15 protein-coding genes are annotated in these 17521 nt (G+C 42.3%); 2 read left to right on the forward strand and 13 right to left on the reverse strand.

Annotated elements, in window-relative coordinates; genetic code table 11:
• Positions 1-179: 179 nt before the first annotated feature.
• From V6259_RS03660 to V6259_RS03700, 9 genes are all read right to left on the reverse strand, one after another.
• Positions 180-1025, reverse strand: a complete 846-nt coding sequence (locus V6259_RS03660; protein ID WP_341583356.1) for a hypothetical protein — start codon at positions 1023-1025, stop codon at positions 180-182.
• Entirely contained in the window at positions 1009-2001 is a 993-nt protein-coding gene (locus V6259_RS03665; RefSeq protein WP_341583357.1) for a type IV toxin-antitoxin system AbiEi family antitoxin, read from the reverse strand. The genes V6259_RS03660 and V6259_RS03665 overlap by 17 nt, the downstream gene beginning before the upstream one ends.
• A gap of 98 nt (positions 2002-2099) precedes the next feature.
• Complete coding sequence (locus V6259_RS03670; RefSeq protein WP_341583358.1) at positions 2100-3584, reverse strand: carboxypeptidase M32; 1485 nt, start codon at positions 3582-3584, stop codon at positions 2100-2102.
• Between the two features lie 211 nt (positions 3585-3795).
• Positions 3796-4986: a mannonate dehydratase gene (gene uxuA / locus V6259_RS03675; RefSeq protein ID WP_341583359.1), complete on the reverse strand. Its 1191-nt coding sequence runs from the start codon at positions 4984-4986 to the stop codon at positions 3796-3798.
• A gap of 55 nt (positions 4987-5041) precedes the next feature.
• Positions 5042-6499 carry a mannitol dehydrogenase family protein gene (locus V6259_RS03680; protein WP_341583360.1) on the reverse strand — a complete coding sequence of 486 codons (1458 nt, stop codon included), beginning with the start codon at positions 6497-6499 and terminating at the stop codon, positions 5042-5044.
• 41 nt (positions 6500-6540) lie between these two features.
• The gene (gene uxaC, locus V6259_RS03685) at positions 6541-7953 is read right to left on the reverse strand and encodes a glucuronate isomerase (RefSeq protein WP_341583361.1); all 1413 of its coding nucleotides are present in this window, start codon (positions 7951-7953) and stop codon (positions 6541-6543) included.
• A 16-nt stretch (positions 7954-7969) separates the two neighbouring features.
• Positions 7970-10372: a glycoside hydrolase family 31 protein gene (locus tag V6259_RS03690; protein WP_341583362.1), complete on the reverse strand. Its 2403-nt coding sequence runs from the start codon at positions 10370-10372 to the stop codon at positions 7970-7972.
• 44 nt (positions 10373-10416) lie between these two features.
• Positions 10417-11715, reverse strand: a complete 1299-nt coding sequence (locus V6259_RS03695) for a TRAP transporter large permease (RefSeq protein WP_341583364.1) — start codon at positions 11713-11715, stop codon at positions 10417-10419.
• Positions 11716-11794: 79 nt separating this feature from the next.
• Positions 11795-12265, reverse strand: a complete 471-nt coding sequence (locus tag V6259_RS03700; protein ID WP_341583365.1) for a TRAP transporter small permease — start codon at positions 12263-12265, stop codon at positions 11795-11797.
• 189 nt (positions 12266-12454) lie between these two features.
• On the opposite strand from V6259_RS03700, the gene V6259_RS03705 reads away from it, so the two are divergent.
• Positions 12455-13447, forward strand: coding sequence for a TRAP transporter substrate-binding protein (locus tag V6259_RS03705; RefSeq protein ID WP_341583366.1), 993 nt, complete (start codon positions 12455-12457; stop codon positions 13445-13447).
• 96 nt (positions 13448-13543) lie between these two features.
• Positions 13544-14320 (forward strand): FCD domain-containing protein, encoded by a 777-nt coding sequence (locus V6259_RS03710; RefSeq protein WP_341583367.1) that lies wholly within the window; start codon positions 13544-13546, stop codon positions 14318-14320.
• Positions 14321-14442: 122 nt separating this feature from the next.
• Here the strand turns inward: V6259_RS03710 and V6259_RS03715 are convergent, their stop codons facing one another.
• From V6259_RS03715 to sucD, 4 genes are all read right to left on the reverse strand, one after another.
• On the reverse strand, positions 14443-14922 hold the full coding sequence (locus V6259_RS03715; protein WP_341583368.1) for a hypothetical protein: 480 nt from the start codon (positions 14920-14922) through the stop codon (positions 14443-14445).
• 98 nt (positions 14923-15020) lie between these two features.
• On the reverse strand, positions 15021-16241 hold the full coding sequence (gene lhgO / locus V6259_RS03720) for an L-2-hydroxyglutarate oxidase (protein WP_341583369.1): 1221 nt from the start codon (positions 16239-16241) through the stop codon (positions 15021-15023).
• 31 nt (positions 16242-16272) lie between these two features.
• The gene (locus V6259_RS03725) at positions 16273-16476 is read right to left on the reverse strand and encodes a cysteine-rich CWC family protein (RefSeq protein ID WP_341583370.1); all 204 of its coding nucleotides are present in this window, start codon (positions 16474-16476) and stop codon (positions 16273-16275) included.
• A 171-nt stretch (positions 16477-16647) separates the two neighbouring features.
• Positions 16648-17520, reverse strand: a complete 873-nt coding sequence (gene sucD, locus V6259_RS03730) for a succinate--CoA ligase subunit alpha (RefSeq protein WP_133011034.1) — start codon at positions 17518-17520, stop codon at positions 16648-16650.
• Position 17521: the final 1 nt, after the last annotated feature.

Here is a 17521-nt window from a genome sequence, read left to right on the forward strand (position 1 = left end):
CGAGTTCATCTGTGGTGTGCAGTTAGGCTTGTGTCCAGATGTTGTCGCTGAACCATTGGAAAATTGCGTTTGAGTTCAAGGTAAGTCTCTAATTTTTTTAGATTCCAGATTTCAGTCAGTCAGTCAGTCAGTCAGTCAGTCAGTCAGTCAGTCAGTCAGTCAGTCAGTCAGTCAGTCAGTCACAACGACTCTAAGCTCACTCCATCCCAAAAATCGGCAAGCCACAGTTCTATGTCATCGGAATTATGTGGGCTTTGGATTTTTAGTAAACTGGTTATCAACCATTCCATTTGAGACGTTTTGAGTTCTCTCAAGTGGCCTAATGTTTTAGCGCTGGTGTTGTGATGAGACAAGAGCATATTGAGATCGTGCCCTAATAAAAACGCACCTTGTCGCTCAATATTATAATTGAGCTTTTCCGCTGGAATAAAATCTTCATATAAACGGTCCCACTCGACGTTGGAATATTCAGTGAGAATCGTTAAAAAGTCCGCTATATCTTTGTTTGTTTCTAAATGTCGCTCTTGCCATGCAATTAATTTTAGTAGTACAAAACCAGCCAACGAAGACACTTTCAGATTTAAATCTTTACCTATGTCGATTAACACCGAATTATCAAAAGCTTCTTGAAAACCTGCAACCGACATTGTGATGGCATGCTCTGGTGGCCATTGTATCTCACTCTCATCATCAGCAATGGAACCAAACGGAATAATATCTACAGGCAGCCCACTTACGTCGTGCATTAGACGATGAGGTAATTTTGTATCGCTTAGCCCAGACTCCAACAATGCCATTTTAACTGAAGTAAAGCTTTCCCAATCAGAGACCAAGATTGCTGTATCTATATCATGGGTTTTTCTACCTGGTTTTCTATCAAAGACATGATAAAGCAATAAATCCCGCGCTGTAGCTCCGGTAATAAAATAAGGTATGTTAAGCAGCGATGTCACATTCATAATGATATCAAGCACTGGTTTGAATGCAGGATTGATTGAGTGTTTGAGTCTATAGATATTTTTCATAAATCATCCTTGAGGTTTCTATATTGCGGCTATCCTTGCTCGCTTCTAGTTCGGCCACAGCCAATAAGGCTTGGCTTTTAATAGTCCATTCTAGCTTCGGTCCCCAGAACGCAGGAACCACCCATAAAGCACCTTCTGGATTTGCTCGATAATTCAATTGAGCCAGTTTTTTTTGTAACGGTAAACGGGTAAATAGCTGTAAGTCGTGAGGATGAAGGTAGTGGGTAAGAACATCTGCTGCGGCTTCTCCCCCCCAGTAATCGTCATCCTCTATTGGTAGATCTTGCCAATTGCCTTTATATTCAAGGCGAACACCACCTAACTTAGGCCGAATAGACAATCGATAAGTATCTATCCAAATAGCTAACATGCGTTTCGCATCAAGTATTCGTCTGTTTTTTCCAAGACTAATTAAAGAGTCCTCTTCAAAAAAGCCCAACCCCTTACTTACCATTCCCAATGAGATGTTCGCGTATTCCGCGATTTCTCTATAAGAGCTAGTAAGAATGTCAGGCTTAGACAGCAAAGCAAACAAAAGTTTCGCTGAACCTTCACCTAATTTACTGGGTTTGGCTTCATTGCTAAATGTCTTTTTAGTTCTGTCTTTTTGTGACTCAATCCAAAGATGTAAACCATTATTATCTACTTTCGTATTGCCAGCAGTATCAATGAAGTTAAGCCCTTTTTGCGTGCATATCTCAGCTAAATAAGGCGTAAGACGATTACAGATTAATAAGGTATTAGAAGCGACTTCGCTCAATAAAGGCTCTAGGCTTTCTTTTCGATGTATATTTTTTACAGCAACATAAAAGTGATAACTATCACCACTGACAGTCAAACATAATTCACCATCACTGAAGCTACCATCATTGAGCTTGTCATTCTGTATGAATTTATCATTTTCTATGAACTGAGCTTCAATGTGCGCAGGAAGTAATGCCAGCGCGTTGACCGCTAATGATGATTGCTTAGTCATGGTTAATATCGCTCTATCTCAAGTTATTGTTCACGATAATATATCGTTCATGATTCATGAACAAGAACGGAGCGTGAACAAGCATCAAATTAAAAGGCTTATTTTAAGTAGCGTCCTTCTAGGTGTTTTCTGAAATGTGCGGCATTTAGCGTTTCGCCAGTAGCGCGTTTGACAAGTTCATCAGTGGTATGAAGCGAAGCCTGAGACCAAATATTGTCGCTGAGCCAGCGGAAAATTGGGCTTAGATCACCGCTGCGAATAGCAGCGTCAATGTCTATGGTTTGTGCCATTGTTGCTTTAAATTGTGCTGCGTACATGGCTCCTAATGTATAACTAGGAAAGTACCCAAAACTTCCATCTGTCCAGTGGATGTCTTGCATGCAGCCATTTTTGTCGTTGTCTTTGGTGGAGAGACCAAGAGACGCTTTCATTTTTTCATCCCACAATGCAGGCACGTCTGTGTGTTCGATGACACCGTTGATCAGGTCTCGTTCGATCTCGTAACGTAGGATGACGTGAGCTGGATAGGTGAGTTCGTCGGCGTCCACTCGAATGAAGCCTTTGTCCACACGAGTGTAGATTTTCTGTAGATTTTGTTCGGCAAATACGGGGTCTTGATGCGCGTTAAAGGCGTCTTTTGAAAGTCGTGACAAGTGCGAAACGAAGGCGTTGCTGCGCCCTATTTGCATTTCAAAGAACAAGGATTGGGATTCATGAATGCCCATGGAGCGAGCTTCGCCAACGGGTAATCCTGCTAGGGCTTTTGGTAAACCTTGTTCGTATCGTGCGTGGCCTGTTTCGTGAACAATGCCCATTAAAGCTTGCACGAAATCTGCTTCGTCATAGCGGGTGGTAATGCGCACATCTGACGGTACGCCGCCACAAAATGGATGCACGCTTTCGTCTAAACGACCGCGCGCAAAGTCAAATTTCAGCAGTTTCATGACTTCTAGACCAAGGGCTTTTTGCGTAGCGCTTGAGTAGTGGCCTGTAGGCATGATGATGGATGCAGAACGTTGTTTGTCTAACGCCTTTTCAATCAGTTCTGGTAGCCATCGTTTTACATCAGAGAATAAAATATCTAACGAGGCGCTGCTGGTGCCGGGTTCGAATTTATCGAGCATGGCGTCGTATGGTGTCAGCCCTAATACGTCGCCACGGATCTGTGCTTCTTCTCTCGATAGTGCGACCACTTCTTGCCAGTTTTTCTCAAACCCTGTCCAGTCGTTTTCTTGGCGTTGTGAACGCCATGCGTGTTCACATTTAGAACCTGCCATGGATTGCGCTTGCACTAAGGCTTCTGGCAGTAAGGCGGCTTGCTGCCATTGGCGTTTCATTTCACGTAGGCTGGCGTCTTGCTCAAAAGTTAGCGACTCTTGTGCCGCCTTGGCAAACCATTCTTCTAGCTGTGGCTGGGTGGATAATCTGTGTACGTGGACGGAAAGTTCTGCCATGGCGCTGGAGCGTGCGTCATTGCCACCAGCCGGCATATTGGCCGCGGCGTCCCAGCCAAGCATGGCCTGTGCATGGTTAAAGTGGTGGATCGTTTGGTAATGCGAGGTTAGCTGATTGTATGCTGACATGATTCGATTTTATTCCTATTTACGTTATGCACTTACTCTCTGACGCCAAGTAATGAAATTTTATGGCTGATATCTTATTACATCGCCCTTCATGGGAATAGGCTAATAAGATGCCGTAACTTGCATAGAGGCGACCAAAAAATACCAAGGAGGCGCCTAAAAAAAAGCCCGAGTTAACGGGCAATGGAAAAGTGGGTATCACGAGAGACTATCAAGAAACGTCTAACATCGCTTTCAAACCCATTTCTAGGCCTCGGACTTCGGCAAGCCCTTTCATTCGGCCAAGTGTGGAATACCCTGGCTTAGCGTTTTTATCTAGGTCGTTGAGTATTTGATGGCCGTGGTCTGGCCTCATAGGAATCAATCGATGGGCATTATTTGTGTCGCCCTTGCGTTTCTTTTCTTCCATTATCAATGCTCGTACAACTCCCACCATGTCGACATCGCCGGTTAAATGAGAGGCTTCATGAAAGCTGCCATCTACGTCTTCTCGTTTAGTCGATCTTAAGTGCGTGAAGTAGATGCTAGAACCAAAGCGTTCAATCATATCAACAAGATCATTGTCTGCTCGCACCCCATATGAACCCGTGCATAAGGTGATGCCATTCGCCGAACTGGGTACCGCATTAAGAATCCATTCTATGTCGTCTTTTACGGAAACGACGCGAGGTAGACCAAGAATAGGTCGTGGTGGATCATCTGGGTGAATGGCAAGCTTTAAACCGCCCTGCTCTGCGGCTGGAACAATAGCCTCTAAAAAGAGTTTGAGATTATGACGCAATACGTCTTTGTCTATATGGTCGTATTCTGCCAATTTAGAGCGAAACTGCTCTAATGTGTAGCTTTCTTCTGCGCCCGGTAAGCCAGCAATAATGTTGGCAACTAGACGATTTTTATCTTCTTCTTTTATATTTTCAAGAAACGTTTTTGCGGCTTCTTTTTCTGCATCACTGTACTCAGCAGCAGCACCTTTGCGCTCTAAAATATACAACTCAAAGGCCGCAAACGCAGTTTGGTCAAAGCGTAGAGCTCTTGAGCCATCTGCCAGTTCGTAGGAAAGGTCGGTACGTGTCCAATCCAACACAGGCATAAAGTTGTAGCAAACAGTATCAATGCCACATTGCGATACATTCAAAAGCGTTTGCTTATAATTTTGAATGTATTCAAGATAATTACCTGTACGCTTTTTTATGTCTTCATGCACAGGCACACTTTCTACCACGGACCAACGCAAACCACTGGCTTCTATCATGGCTTTGCGAGCCTGAATAGCGGCTACCGGCCATACTTCGCCATTGGCAATATCATGCAATGCGGTAACAACGCCTGTTGCGCCTGTCTGACGAATATCTGTTAATGTGGTGTCGTCATTTGGTCCAAACCAACGCCAAGTATGTTCCATTTTTTTCTCCGCTATGTGCTGTAATGTTGCTGTTGTTTCTAATTAAAATGAATAATCAATGGCTATCTTTTTTAATGGTCAGGCAAGCCATTACGCCATGTTCTATTAACACTTGATACGCTGTTAATACAGCTTGATAGAAGCTGGTGTTTTCCATTAATCCCTTAGGAAAGATATCTTTTAATGCCAATACGTTATTTATAACCATGTCAGGCTTATCACTTTGTGAGTAACATTCACTTAACTGTTCAGCCATTGGGTCATCAACAACATGTTGATTACTGACTAAATCTTGACCACGTACATAAAGAATCCAAGCAGCAACACCTAATGCAACAACAGAAACATTTTGCTGTAACGACAATCTTTCTTGTGTACTAGTAAGCCAGCGTTGGGGTATTTTTTGGCTACCATCAATCGCAATTTGTGATAATTGATGATGTAAGCTGTCATTAGAAAAGCGCTGAATCAAACTTTCTATATAAGCTGATACATCTATGTCTTTTGGCATATTCAATGTCGGTGCTGCTTCAGCCACCATGTAATGTCGAATCAAATTGGCGAATTCAGGCACCTCGATGGTTTTTGCAATCGTGGTATAGTTTGCAGCTAACCCAATATAGGCAAGTAATGAATGACTGCCATTAAGTAAGCGCAATTTCATGGTTTCAAACGGGTGTACGTCTTTGACCATTTGTACGCCATCATTTTCCCAATCGGGCCGCCCTAACGAGAAGTTATCTTCTACAACCCATTGGCTAAACGCTTCACAGATTACGGTATTTTGATCATCACAATTGACATCTTCTTGTAGCCGTTTTCTCGATTCATCTGTCATAGCCGGCACTATTCTATCGACCATAGAGCTCGGAAACGCCACATTACTTTGAATCCATTGAGCAAACTCGTCGCTACGATATGACGCTAATTCACACACTGCTTGGCGTGTTAACTCCCCATTATTCGGCATATTATCGCAAGACAATATGGTAAATGGCGCAAGGCCTATTTCTCTTCTTCGATACAAGGCTTCAACAAGAATACCCGGGACCGTTTTAGGCTGTGTTGGGTACTTCAAGTCATGCTGAATACTCGGATCATCAAGACGCAACTTTTTATCCGCTGGTTTTAAATAATAGCCTTTTTCTGTCACGGTTAGGCTGACGATTTTAGTATTCGAAGAGAGCAATCTTTCAAACAAAACCTCTTTGTCATCACCTGCATACAACGCTTCTCTGATAGCGTTAATTTCTCTTAAATCGACATGCTGACTGTCTGTGTATTCGGCAATATGATAACGACAATTATTGGTTTCCAACTGGTCTACTAGTGTTTTGTTTGAGCGGATGTTTACCGAACAAATTCCCCAAGCCCCTCCCATATTTCGGTTTAAGTTTTTTTCTATATAAACCGCTTGATGTGCTCGGTGAAATGCACCTAACCCAATATGTACGATTCCAACTTCTATGTTTTCTGGGGAATATAGACTGTTTATTCGCTTTATCGATACCACAATAACTCCTTATCTCTTTGGGCCAAAAAGAGGTTTATTAATTAATCTCGAAACCCAAAGTACGTTTTGGCATTCTCTGAACAAATACCTTTCACCATCTCACCCAATAAAGGCATATCTGAAGGAGCTTCACCACGCTCAACCCAGCCACCAATCATTTCACACAGTAATCGACGGAAATATTCATGACGAGTGTAAGAAAGAAAGCTGCGAGAATCGGTTAACATGCCAACAAATTGGCTGAGTAATCCCATTTGCGCGACACTCGTCAACTGCCTTTGCATTCCATCTAATTGGTCATTGAACCACCAGCCAGAACCGAATTGCACCTTGCCTGCGATACCACCGCCTTGAAAGTTACCTACCATGGTTGCCAGCATTTCATTATGCATTGGGTTCAAACAGTACAAGATGGTTTTGGGAAGCTCATCACTCTGATCTAAGGCATTTAGAAAGCCAGATAAAGGCTCAGCAAAAGAACGATCATCCATTGAATCGAATCCAGAATCGCCGCCAATCAGCTTAAACATTCTTGATGAATTATTACGGCGTGCGCCTATATGCAACTGCATTACCCAACCTTTTTTAGCGTATTGTTTGCCCAACCAAACTTGAACGGCACTGGAAAACTGTGCAATTTCAAGTTCAGATACAAACTCATCATCTATACGTTTGGATAAAATAGCATTGAGTTCAATTTCGCTTGGCTCGCTGGCATACCGCATGATTTCTATACCGTGGTCGGCACTGCGACAACCGTGAGCATCAAATACATCTAGACGTTGAGCCAAGGCATCGATCAAATCACTAAATCGCGATATGCTTATATCTGCTGCTTTTCCAAGCTTATTCAAATAATCATTGAAACCGGTATGATCGATTTTAAAGGCACGATCAGGTCGCCAGCTTGGTGTAACATCAATGTTAAAGCTACTGTCGTTGGCGATAAAATTATGATGTTTAAGATCATCGGCAGGATCATCAGTGGTGCCTACCATTTTTACATTCATTTGCTGCATGATTCCACGCGCGGAGAATTCAGGCTGCTGTAACATGTCGTTACATTGTTGCCAAATGGATTCAGCAGTAGTTGGCGAAAACGATACATTTTCAATACCAAAAGGTCGGCGTAACTCTAAATGCGTCCAGTGATAAATTGGGTTGCCAATGCACTGAGGTACAGTTTTCGACCACGCTTGATATTTCTCTTTAAAGCTTGCGTCTCCAGTAATAAAGCGTTCTTCAATACCAGCCGTACGCATAGCTCGCCATTTATAATGATCACCTTCAAGCCAAATTTCACCAAGGTCAGAAAATCGGCGATCTTCTGCTATTTCTTGCGGATTTAGGTGACAATGATAGTCATAAATAGGTTGTTCAGACGCGTAGTCGAAATATAAACGCTTAGCCGTTTCTGTTGTCAGCAAGAAGTCTTCTGTCATAAAGTTTTTCATTTCATACCCCTTTGCCTTAAATAAAGTCGCTAAGAAGCACAGTTTGAGAATGCTTAACTTGCTCACCATTGACGTAGAAAGGACGTAATTCGTTTGTAGGCAATACAAAACTTATCTCTTTGTAAGCCGGCTGCCATTTTCCTTCTCGCGATATTGTGAGATCAATTCTTTGAAGGTCTGACATCAAGGTCATATTCAATAATAAATACTTGCCCTCTAAATAGTCTGTAGATAGCCCATCGTCATCAAATACGGATACGTCTCTCTGCCCTACCGCTTTGAATGGAAATACAAGAAATTGACGCTGAGTATCTTTCTCTGCATCGACATGGGCAATACGACTACTGGTTGCAATCACACTACCCGCCCGAGCCAACAGAGGAATTTCTTCTAGTGGTGCAGACAAGCAAATATCCTGTCCTCCGGCGTACCATGTTTTACGATGGAAGTCGTACCAACCTTCGCCATTATCAGGCAAATAAACAGGCCGTGTTCTTTGTCCTTGCTCTACTACGGACGCTACCAATAAATCTTTACCTAATAAGAAATCATCACATTCTTCATAAGTTCGAGCATCGGCTTCGTGATCTAAGAACGTTGGACGAATCATAGGCTCATGGTGCTGGTGCGCTTGCCATAATAAGTCGTATAAATACGGCATTAAACGATACCGCAATGCCATAGTGTCGCGAATAATTGGCGTTACTTCAGGATACATCCAGGGTTCATTAACCGTTTTATCATCGTTCCAAGAATGGATTGTGAAGCGAGGATGCATCGCGCCATTTTGAACCCAACGGACAAACAGTTCGGGATCTGGACGATCCCCAGAAAATCCACCAACATCATGACCAAGGTTATACAAACCAGAAAGACTCATACCCACACCCATGCGAGTGTTGTAACGCAAAGTTTGCCAGTTGGTACGATTATCACCGCTCCATGTTTGCACATAACGCTGCATGCCTGGACAACCTGAACGGGAAATCAAATAAGGACGTAAATTTGGAGAAAATTCGGTTTGTGCCTCATAAGAAGCTCGCATCATCAACAAAGGCTGCAATGGGCGAATCAGCTTAATTGGTAATGGGTTACCAAAGCCAGCACAGCGAGCATTGCTGTCCCACACTTCGTATTCGTTGTTGTCATTCCAAGTTGAGTCAATGCCCTTTTCAAGCAATTGCTCAGTCACATTTTTTTTCCACCACTGAACCGTATTCAGATTAGTAAAGTCCAGGTGCGAACCAGAGTCATCCCAAAACTGAGAAGATTCAGGCTCTTCTTCTTCAGAATCTTGAATAAACAAATTTTGTGAAGCAACTTCGTTAAATCGTGGGTGGTCTTGCAGTAAACAGGGCTTAATGTTGGCCGCTAATTTAAGGCCTGCTTGATGAAAATCAGCGCTGAGCTTCAATGGGGCTGGTACCTTACTGGTGTTCCAGTTGAAAACATAGCGCTTGTTGCCGATAGACGTATAACCAGAAGAAAGTTGGAAAGAGTCGCAAGGCATACTGTGATTGTCACAATGTTTAATAAAGTCTCCCAACTGCTCTTGCGCATTGTCGGCGTCAGTATAAAGCATAGTAGAACCACTGTACCCCAAACTCCATTTAGGCCCAAAGATAGTACGGCCGGTTAAATTGACGTAAGTCTTGGTAACATCTATCACTTTTTGACCGTACATAAAGTAGAAATCTAGATCGCCTTCTTCAGCATGATAACTACGATAATAACCATGATAATTATCTAGCTCATTGCCTAGATCAAACCAACTAGTTGATAAGTTATCGTAAAAAATACCAAAACTCGCATTCTGTGTTTTCGTGATGTAAAACGGAATATGTTTGTACAGCGGATCTGTATTTTGGGCATCGTACCCCATCGCATCAATGTTTTTCATCTGATAGCGAGAGCCATGTCGATTAAGGTTGCCTGCTTTTTCGCCTAGACCGTAATATTTTTCTGACAAATCGCGCGCCATATAATGATGAACGTCATTACTTTGAACGCCCAACATATAGGCGCCACTATGACGATCTGATGCTAGGTAATGCCAATCACCAGCGTCATCCGCGTATTCCCACGTAAGCTTTAGTGGCTTTGACAAAGTAACTCGAAGTGACTCTGTGGCAATGACTATCTGTTCGTCTAACTCTTCTATATTAAAAACAGGGCAAGTAAACCCTTCGGTACTCATGCGGTCACGCCCTTCCCAACCTGTTTCACTGTCGTTAGGAGAGACACACCAACTACTTTTTAATTGAAGCGTATTGTTCTTTTTTAGTAATACTCGAATCACGTTGGACTCTAAAACAAACAGGTGCAAAACATGACGTTCGTTACTTTTATCATCTAAAATGGATACGTCAATGCGGTTGTTTGTTGCACCTAGAAGCTTCCAGTTGTTAATAGGCTTCATAATTATATATCTCCGAAAGTCATTAAAATCTGCACGTTTCTAAACTAGTAACCAAGTAAAAGCGAAGGTAAAAACAAACTAATTTCTGGAATGAAAGTTACCGCCAATAGCGCAACTAAAAGCAAAGCAAAAATAGGTAATAAAGGCTTGATCACTTGATCGATTTTTACACCGCTAACAGAGCAGCCAACAAACAGCGCACTGCCTACTGGCGGAGTACAAATACCAATACATAAGTTAAAAGTAATAATGATGCCAAAATGAACAGGATCGACACCAAGCTCTAACGCTATGGGTAGAAAAATAGGCGTAAATATTAACAATGCTGGCGTCATATCCATGAAGATACCAACAACAAGCAAAATTAAATTAATGATCAGCAAAATCACAATAGGATTATCAGACAAGGCAAGTAATGCATCACTGACAGCATAAGGAATATCAGCATTTGCCATGGCCCAAGCCATAGACATAGAGGCGCCTATCAGCAACATAATCATCGACGCCGTCATAACAGCCCCAAGAATAATATTCGGCATATCTTTAATGCTTACTTCACGATAAACCATCGCAAGTAGAAAAGAATATACCACCGCAATAGCCGAAGCCTCCGTCGCTGTAAATATACCGCCAATAATACCGCCCATAATGATTACAATGAGCCCCAGACTAGGCAACGCTCTAAATGTTATCTTTCCGGCTTCGCTTAGAGACACTCGTTCAGACACTGGGTAGTTTTTTTTCTTAGCGACTACAGCGACAACCAACATCACACAAGCCCCCATCAACAGTCCAGGTAAGTAACCACCTAGAAACAAAGCGCTAATAGAAGTACCACCAGAAATTAAGGAATAAACAATGAGTGCGTTACTAGGTGGTATCAACAAACCTGAAGGACTAGATGTAATGTTCACTGCTGTTGAGAAAACAGGGTCATAGCCGCTCTTTTTTTGTAATGGTGCCATTGTGCCACCAACGGCAGCTGCCGCTGCCACAGCCGATCCAGAGATCGATCCGAAAAGCATATTAGCAATTACATTTACATGTCCTAAAGAGCCAGGCAACCGCCCAACAATAAGTCTAGAGAATTCAATAAGCCTGAGCGCTAACCCTCCTCGGTTCATGATGTTACCGGCTAGAATAAAAAACGGTATCGCCAACAAGGTGAAACTATCCATACCTGAAGCAAGTTTTTGTGAAACAACAGAAAGCGAAGCATCAAAAGGCAAAGACACCATAATCGATAGCAATGCCGCAACGGCAATAGAAAAGGAAATAGGTACTCCGAGTACCAACATAGTGAAAAAACTACCAAATAGAACGAGCGCAACTAACCATTCCACGTTTATTATCCTTATTATTAGAATTTTATAATGACTCAATAAAACAGTAAGACATCAAGCCTCTAGTATGTAGAGTGCTTTATTCTTGACTTGGTACTATTAGATCTCGTAAAAGGTAAAGAATCATAAAGCTGCCACTAATTGGAATAGCGGCGTAAACCCACCCCATTTGTAAACCCAATACAGGAGAAATCTGACCGACACTGAGTGTTTTTAGCACCAAGGATCCGCCGCCAAAAACCATAATCACTATAGAAAAAAACAAGCCTATTAGTGTGATGACTATTTGCAGCAAAGCTTTCTTTCGCCCCTCTAACACAATCAACATAAAGTCCATTGCTAGATGTTTTTTCTTACCTAAAGTAAAGGCAGCACCTAACAAACCAACCCAGATAAATAGAAATCGAGCCATTTCATCCGTTGATGTACTAGGTGCTCCAAGTACATATCTCGAAAAAACCTGCCAAACTACACATGACACGAGAGCGATCATTAAAGCGATACAAACAGCCGCTAGTATACGGTCAACCATATAAATAAATTTTGTCATTTACTCCCTCCTGAAGAGACCAAAAATCACAACACCTTTCTACAATTGGCAACATACTGAACCAAATATTTATTTTGGTCAACTAATTAGACTATATTGGTTGACCAAAATAAATGTACATGCAATTATGCCAACTCATAACGTTAGACTTCGCCAATTCAAAAAATATAAAAAACGGAGATTCATAAAATGTTAAACATTAAAAACGCCAAGCTACATTTTGCCTCAGCGCTTCTTTTAGGTAGCTTAATAGGTGCTTCATCAGTTAGTTATGCTGAGACACTTAAGCTAAGCCATAATGGTGACACTAAGTCCCCTGTCCATAAGGCGCTGAAATTTTTTGCAAATGAAGTAAAAGAAAAATCAAACGGTGAATTAAAAGTTCGCGTTTATCCAAATGGTCAATTAGGAACACAGCGCGAGTCTTTAGAATTATTACAAAGCGGCGCTTTAGATATGGCCAAGTCTAATGCGAGTGAACTTGAGTCATTCGATCCTGCTTATGCCGCATTCAACATTCCTTACATCTTTAGAGACCGCGAACACTTCTATCGAGCGCTAGAAAGCAAAGATGTTGGTCAGAAAATTCTAAGCTCTTCTGAAAAATATGGATTTGTAGGTGTGGCTTATTTTGATGCCGGGTCACGTAATTTTTATACAACAAAGCCAGTTCGCTCTCCTGCTGACCTTAAAGGTATGAAAATTCGTGTTCAACCAAGCCCTAGCGCTATCAAAATGATGGAGCTAATGGGAGCTTCTCCCACTCCTCTGCCATTTGGTGAGCTGTACACGGCATTACAACAGGGCGTGGTTGATGGCGCAGAAAATAATATCGGGGCGGTAACAACATATCGTCATGGTGAAGTCGCAAAATACTATAGCCTAGATGGCCATGCCATGATTCCTGATGTTTTGGTAATTAGTAGCAAAACTTGGGAAAAACTCTCTGATAAGAAGAAGGCTATCATTTTAGCAGCTGGTAAGGACGCAACTGCTTACATGAAAAAGATCTGGGGAGAGTACACTGCTCAACAATTAAAAATAGCAGCTAAAATGGGCGTAGAGGTTCTTACTGTTAATAAAGACGCTTTTATTAAGGCTGTAGAACCGATGCATGAAGACGCACTAAAAAATCCAGCAATTGCATCTTATGTTAAAGCAATCAAGGCGTTAGACGAATAATAAGGACTGGGTGATTCTGTTATCGAGTATGATAGAGAATCACCCTTTATCCAATATACTTTATTATAAATAATATTCGCAAAAAAGCAGAGAATCATGATTAACAAACTTGTTAAACCAAAACGTCTATATCAGGAGGTAGGGCTTAAGTTATATGAAGAGCTTAGGCAAAATCGAGTTAATATTGGTGATCGATTACCCCCAGAAAGAGACATTGCAGAACGCTTAGGTGTGAGCCGAGCAGTAGTTCGTGAAGCCTTAATCATGCTCGAACTAATGGAACTCGTCGAAGTTCGCAAAGGAAGCGGAATATATCTCATCAAGCAACCTGAAGAAAACAACAAGACTGACAGATTTGAAGCCTCACTCGATAGTGACGATGTTGGGCCATTTGAAATGATGCAAGCAAGACAACTACTTGAAAGTCATGTTGCTGAATTTGCCGCATCACAGGCAACAAAAAAAGACATCAAAAAAATGCGAGATGCGTTAGAGCTTGAAAAGCAATACATTGAAGTACCTGATCATGATCACGCTGCTGACAAACTTTTCCATTTGGCTATTGCAGAAGCAACTCAAAACAGCGTTCTCGTGGATTTAGTCGAAAACTTATGGGAACGCCGAGAGAATAGCCCCATGTGGAAACAACTACACTCTCACATAACAGACCAAGCCTATAGAAGGAAATGGCTCGTTGATCATGAAAATATTCTTCTAGCAATTCAGCAGAAAAAACCTGATGTTGCACGCATGGCGATGTGGAGACATCTAGAAAATGTCAAAGATACTCTGATGCTACTATCAGAACATCAAGCCCCTAATTTTGACGGTTATCTATTTAGCACTAACCCAGTACAATTGAATGAGAACTAGTTTTTTGACTCAAAAAAGCGCCTCGGAGGCGCTCTCTAAAACCTTTTTCTAACATTAAAATGAAAACTGACTGTTTAAATTTATAAACAATAAAAAACTTACACTACTCTTAGAGCTTTGCGCTATTGATAAACCTTAGACACCGCTAACTGTTGATTTGCATTGGATAAGTGTAAAGCATTCATCATAGCGACTTGTGAAGGCATAGGCTGAGTTTTCAATTTATCTGATGAGGCCGCGGCGGGTAATGCTAAATCTCCTCGTTCGGCAATAACTTGTTTAAACGCTTTCATGTCGATTTCATCAGAGCCGCGCTTTACTCTGTTCATTTCATCGGGTGTTAATGTGGCGACTTTGCCACCTGGTAGATAAATAGCACCAGTGACAAAATCGACACCAAAAGCAACGACACCGGGCACAAAGAAAAACAATAACCCTACCGCGTCTAATACGGCAACACCCACATCTATCGTGCCCTTTGTCTGCCCTCTTCTTTCTGGATAAAGAAGTGTGCCACAAGCCGTCAGTTGAGTGACTAATAGCATTGAAATGACACTTCGAAAGAATAATTTCGATTGTTTTTTGCCTTTTAACGCCAACATGATTTCGCCTCAGAATAACCAATTAGATTGACCGAACTCTATATTGAAATGGTCAACACAATCAAACCATACCATGTTGTTTTCATAATCCTTTCGGTTTAAATAGTTGTGATCAGGTCATCTAATTTATCGACAATGTAATTGCCGATAGGGAAAGCGCTGGTTGCTGCAGGCGATGGAGCATTGCAGACGTGTAAGGATCGCGGACTTTTAACAAATAGAAAATCGTGTACCAAACTGCCGTCACGCATCACCGCTTGAGCACGAATACCCGCCGGATAATTTTGCAGGTCCTCTAGTGCTATTTGATCACAGTACTTTCTAACTTGAGATAAGTAGCCTATTTTAAACCAAGAGTTTTTGGTCTCTTTTAGCCCTACTTTCCAATTGTTTCCGATCAAGCGCCAGAAACCGGGAAAACGTACCATGTCCCAAATATCACGCGGACTAATATTAATCGTGCCGTAGCCTTCACGTTTCCAGCCTTGTACGGCATTCGGCCCTACCGTCACTGAGCCGTCTATCATTCGGGTTAGATGCACGCCTAAAAAAGGCAGTTCAGGATCAGGTACAGGGTAAATTAGGTGATTGACGATTTGGCTGTGCTTGCGTGGAAGTTGGTAATATTCCCCTCGAAACGGGATGATTTGAAAATCGGTAGGAATATTTAGCATACGAGTGAGTCTGTCCGCCATTAAGCCAGCACAACACACTAGATAGCGCGTATTTATTAAATCATGTCCAACATGAATAGAGACTTTCTCATGGCTTTCTTGCAACGCGGATACTTTGCAACCAAAGCGAATTTCACCGCCTTTGTGCACAAAAAGCTCGGCTATTTTTTGGCAAACTTCGCGATAATTGACGATACCGGTAGCAGGCACAAACAAAGCGGCAATGCCTTTTACATTGGGCTCACGGCGATATAAGGCGTCGCGATCTAAACGAAACACTTCCAGTTCATTTTCTTGGCAACGCGCATAGAGCGCATTCATTCGCTCTTCTTCTTCGGCATTGGTGGCGACAATCAACTTACCGCACTCTTCGAATTCAATCCCATGCTTTAAACAAAAAGCTTTAGTCGCAGCGGCTCCTTGCTTGCAAAAAGACGCTTTTAAACTGCCTGGAGCATAATACACGCCAGCGTGAATCACACCAGAATTGTGCCCGGTTTGGTGCTGAGCGACTTCCTGCTCCTTCTCTAACAATAAAATCCGATAGGTAGGATAACGCTGCTGCAGCTGCCAAGCCGTTGATAAACCTACGATGCCACCTCCGACTACCGTAATATCATATGTGACGCTTTCTGAATCATTCATCCACTGTCTCTTTTAATTGTTTTAAGGAAGCTTAAACACCGGTCTTGTGTGCGGTGGCAAACGCCTTTGGATCACTCTTATATTGCTCAATACAGCGTAGGCAAATGCAGTTACGGCCCACTAATGCCTCGGGTAAAAGAGACAGGAGTGCTTCAGGAACATCCTCCACAAAACACCAACACGCACCATCAGGGTTGCATGAATTTGCAGCCGAGCAAAAAGGACAATTCATCATAAACCAAGTGCCCTGTTTAGTTGGTAAAAAGGCAAAAAAAATCCCTGCCGAAACAGGGATTTTACTATAGCTGTAGACTTAGCACTATTAGCCTAAAGGCTAGTTATCTAAGTCTCTAGTTTCTAACTAAAAAGCATCTAACTAAAGAGCCTCTCATTAGACACTAGTAACTTACCAGCCAGTAAGTTCTTTAAGGCCAGCACCGATGTCTGCAAGAGAGCGAACGGTTTTAACACCAGCGTCTTCTAGTGCAGCAAATTTCTCATCCGCTGTACCTTTACCACCAGAGATGATCGCGCCAGCATGACCCATACGCTTACCAGCAGGTGCAGTAACACCAGCAATGTAAGATACAACAGGCTTAGTTACGTTTGCTTTGATGTAAGCAGCCGCTTCTTCTTCAGCAGTACCACCGATTTCACCGATCATAACAATCGCTTCAGTCTGTGGATCGTTTTGGAACATTTCCAATACGTCGATGAAGTTTGTGCCTGGGATTGGATCACCACCGATACCAACACAAGTAGACTGACCGAAACCAGCATCTGTTGTTTGCTTAACGGCTTCATAAGTCAAAGTACCTGAACGAGATACGATACCTACTTTACCTGGCATATGAATATGGCCAGGCATGATGCCGATTTTACATTCGCCAGGTGTGATAATACCTGGGCAGTTAGGACCGATAAGGCGAACGCCCAAAGAGTCACAAACTACTTTACAGTCAAGCATATCAAGAGTCGGAACACCTTCAGTGATACAAACGATAAGTTTGATACCAGAGTTAGCCGCTTCAAGAATAGAATCTTTACAGAAAGGCGCTGGAACGTAGATAACAGACGCTTCAGCGCCAGTTTGTTCTACTGCTTCTTTTACTGTATTGAAAACAGGTAGGCCTAGGTGAGTTTGACCACCTTTACCTGGAGTTACACCACCAACCATTTTTGTACCGTAAGCAATTGCTTGCTCAGAATGGAAAGTACCCTGTCCGCCAGTGAAACCCTGACAGATAACTTTAGTATCTTTGTTAATTAAGACAGACATT

The organism is Marinomonas sp. TI.3.20, assembly GCF_038155025.1.
GTDB classification, from domain to species: Bacteria; Pseudomonadota; Gammaproteobacteria; order Pseudomonadales; family Marinomonadaceae; genus Marinomonas; species Marinomonas flavescens.

What these genes read in the sequence shown, in the direction of transcription:
- V6259_RS03660 (WP_341583356.1), bottom strand. Translation starts at nt 1,025, where the DNA reads ATGAAAAATATCTATAGACTCAAACACTCAATCAATCCTGCATTCAAA.
- V6259_RS03665 (WP_341583357.1), bottom strand. Translation starts at nt 2,001, where the DNA reads ATGACTAAGCAATCATCATTAGCGGTCAACGCGCTGGCATTACTTCCT.
- V6259_RS03670 (WP_341583358.1), bottom strand. Translation starts at nt 3,584, where the DNA reads ATGTCAGCATACAATCAGCTAACCTCGCATTACCAAACGATCCACCAC.
- uxuA (WP_341583359.1), bottom strand. Translation starts at nt 4,986, where the DNA reads ATGGAACATACTTGGCGTTGGTTTGGACCAAATGACGACACCACATTA.
- uxaC (WP_341583361.1), bottom strand. Translation starts at nt 7,953, where the DNA reads ATGAAAAACTTTATGACAGAAGACTTCTTGCTGACAACAGAAACGGCT.
- V6259_RS03690 (WP_341583362.1), bottom strand. Translation starts at nt 10,372, where the DNA reads ATGAAGCCTATTAACAACTGGAAGCTTCTAGGTGCAACAAACAACCGC.
- V6259_RS03700 (WP_341583365.1), bottom strand. Translation starts at nt 12,265, where the DNA reads ATGACAAAATTTATTTATATGGTTGACCGTATACTAGCGGCTGTTTGT.
- V6259_RS03705 (WP_341583366.1), top strand. Translation starts at nt 12,455, where the DNA reads ATGTTAAACATTAAAAACGCCAAGCTACATTTTGCCTCAGCGCTTCTT.
- V6259_RS03710 (WP_341583367.1), top strand. Translation starts at nt 13,544, where the DNA reads ATGATTAACAAACTTGTTAAACCAAAACGTCTATATCAGGAGGTAGGG.
- V6259_RS03715 (WP_341583368.1), bottom strand. Translation starts at nt 14,922, where the DNA reads ATGTTGGCGTTAAAAGGCAAAAAACAATCGAAATTATTCTTTCGAAGT.
- lhgO (WP_341583369.1), bottom strand. Translation starts at nt 16,241, where the DNA reads ATGAATGATTCAGAAAGCGTCACATATGATATTACGGTAGTCGGAGGT.
- V6259_RS03725 (WP_341583370.1), bottom strand. Translation starts at nt 16,476, where the DNA reads ATGATGAATTGTCCTTTTTGCTCGGCTGCAAATTCATGCAACCCTGAT.
- sucD (WP_133011034.1), bottom strand. Translation starts at nt 17,520, where the DNA reads ATGTCTGTCTTAATTAACAAAGATACTAAAGTTATCTGTCAGGGTTTC.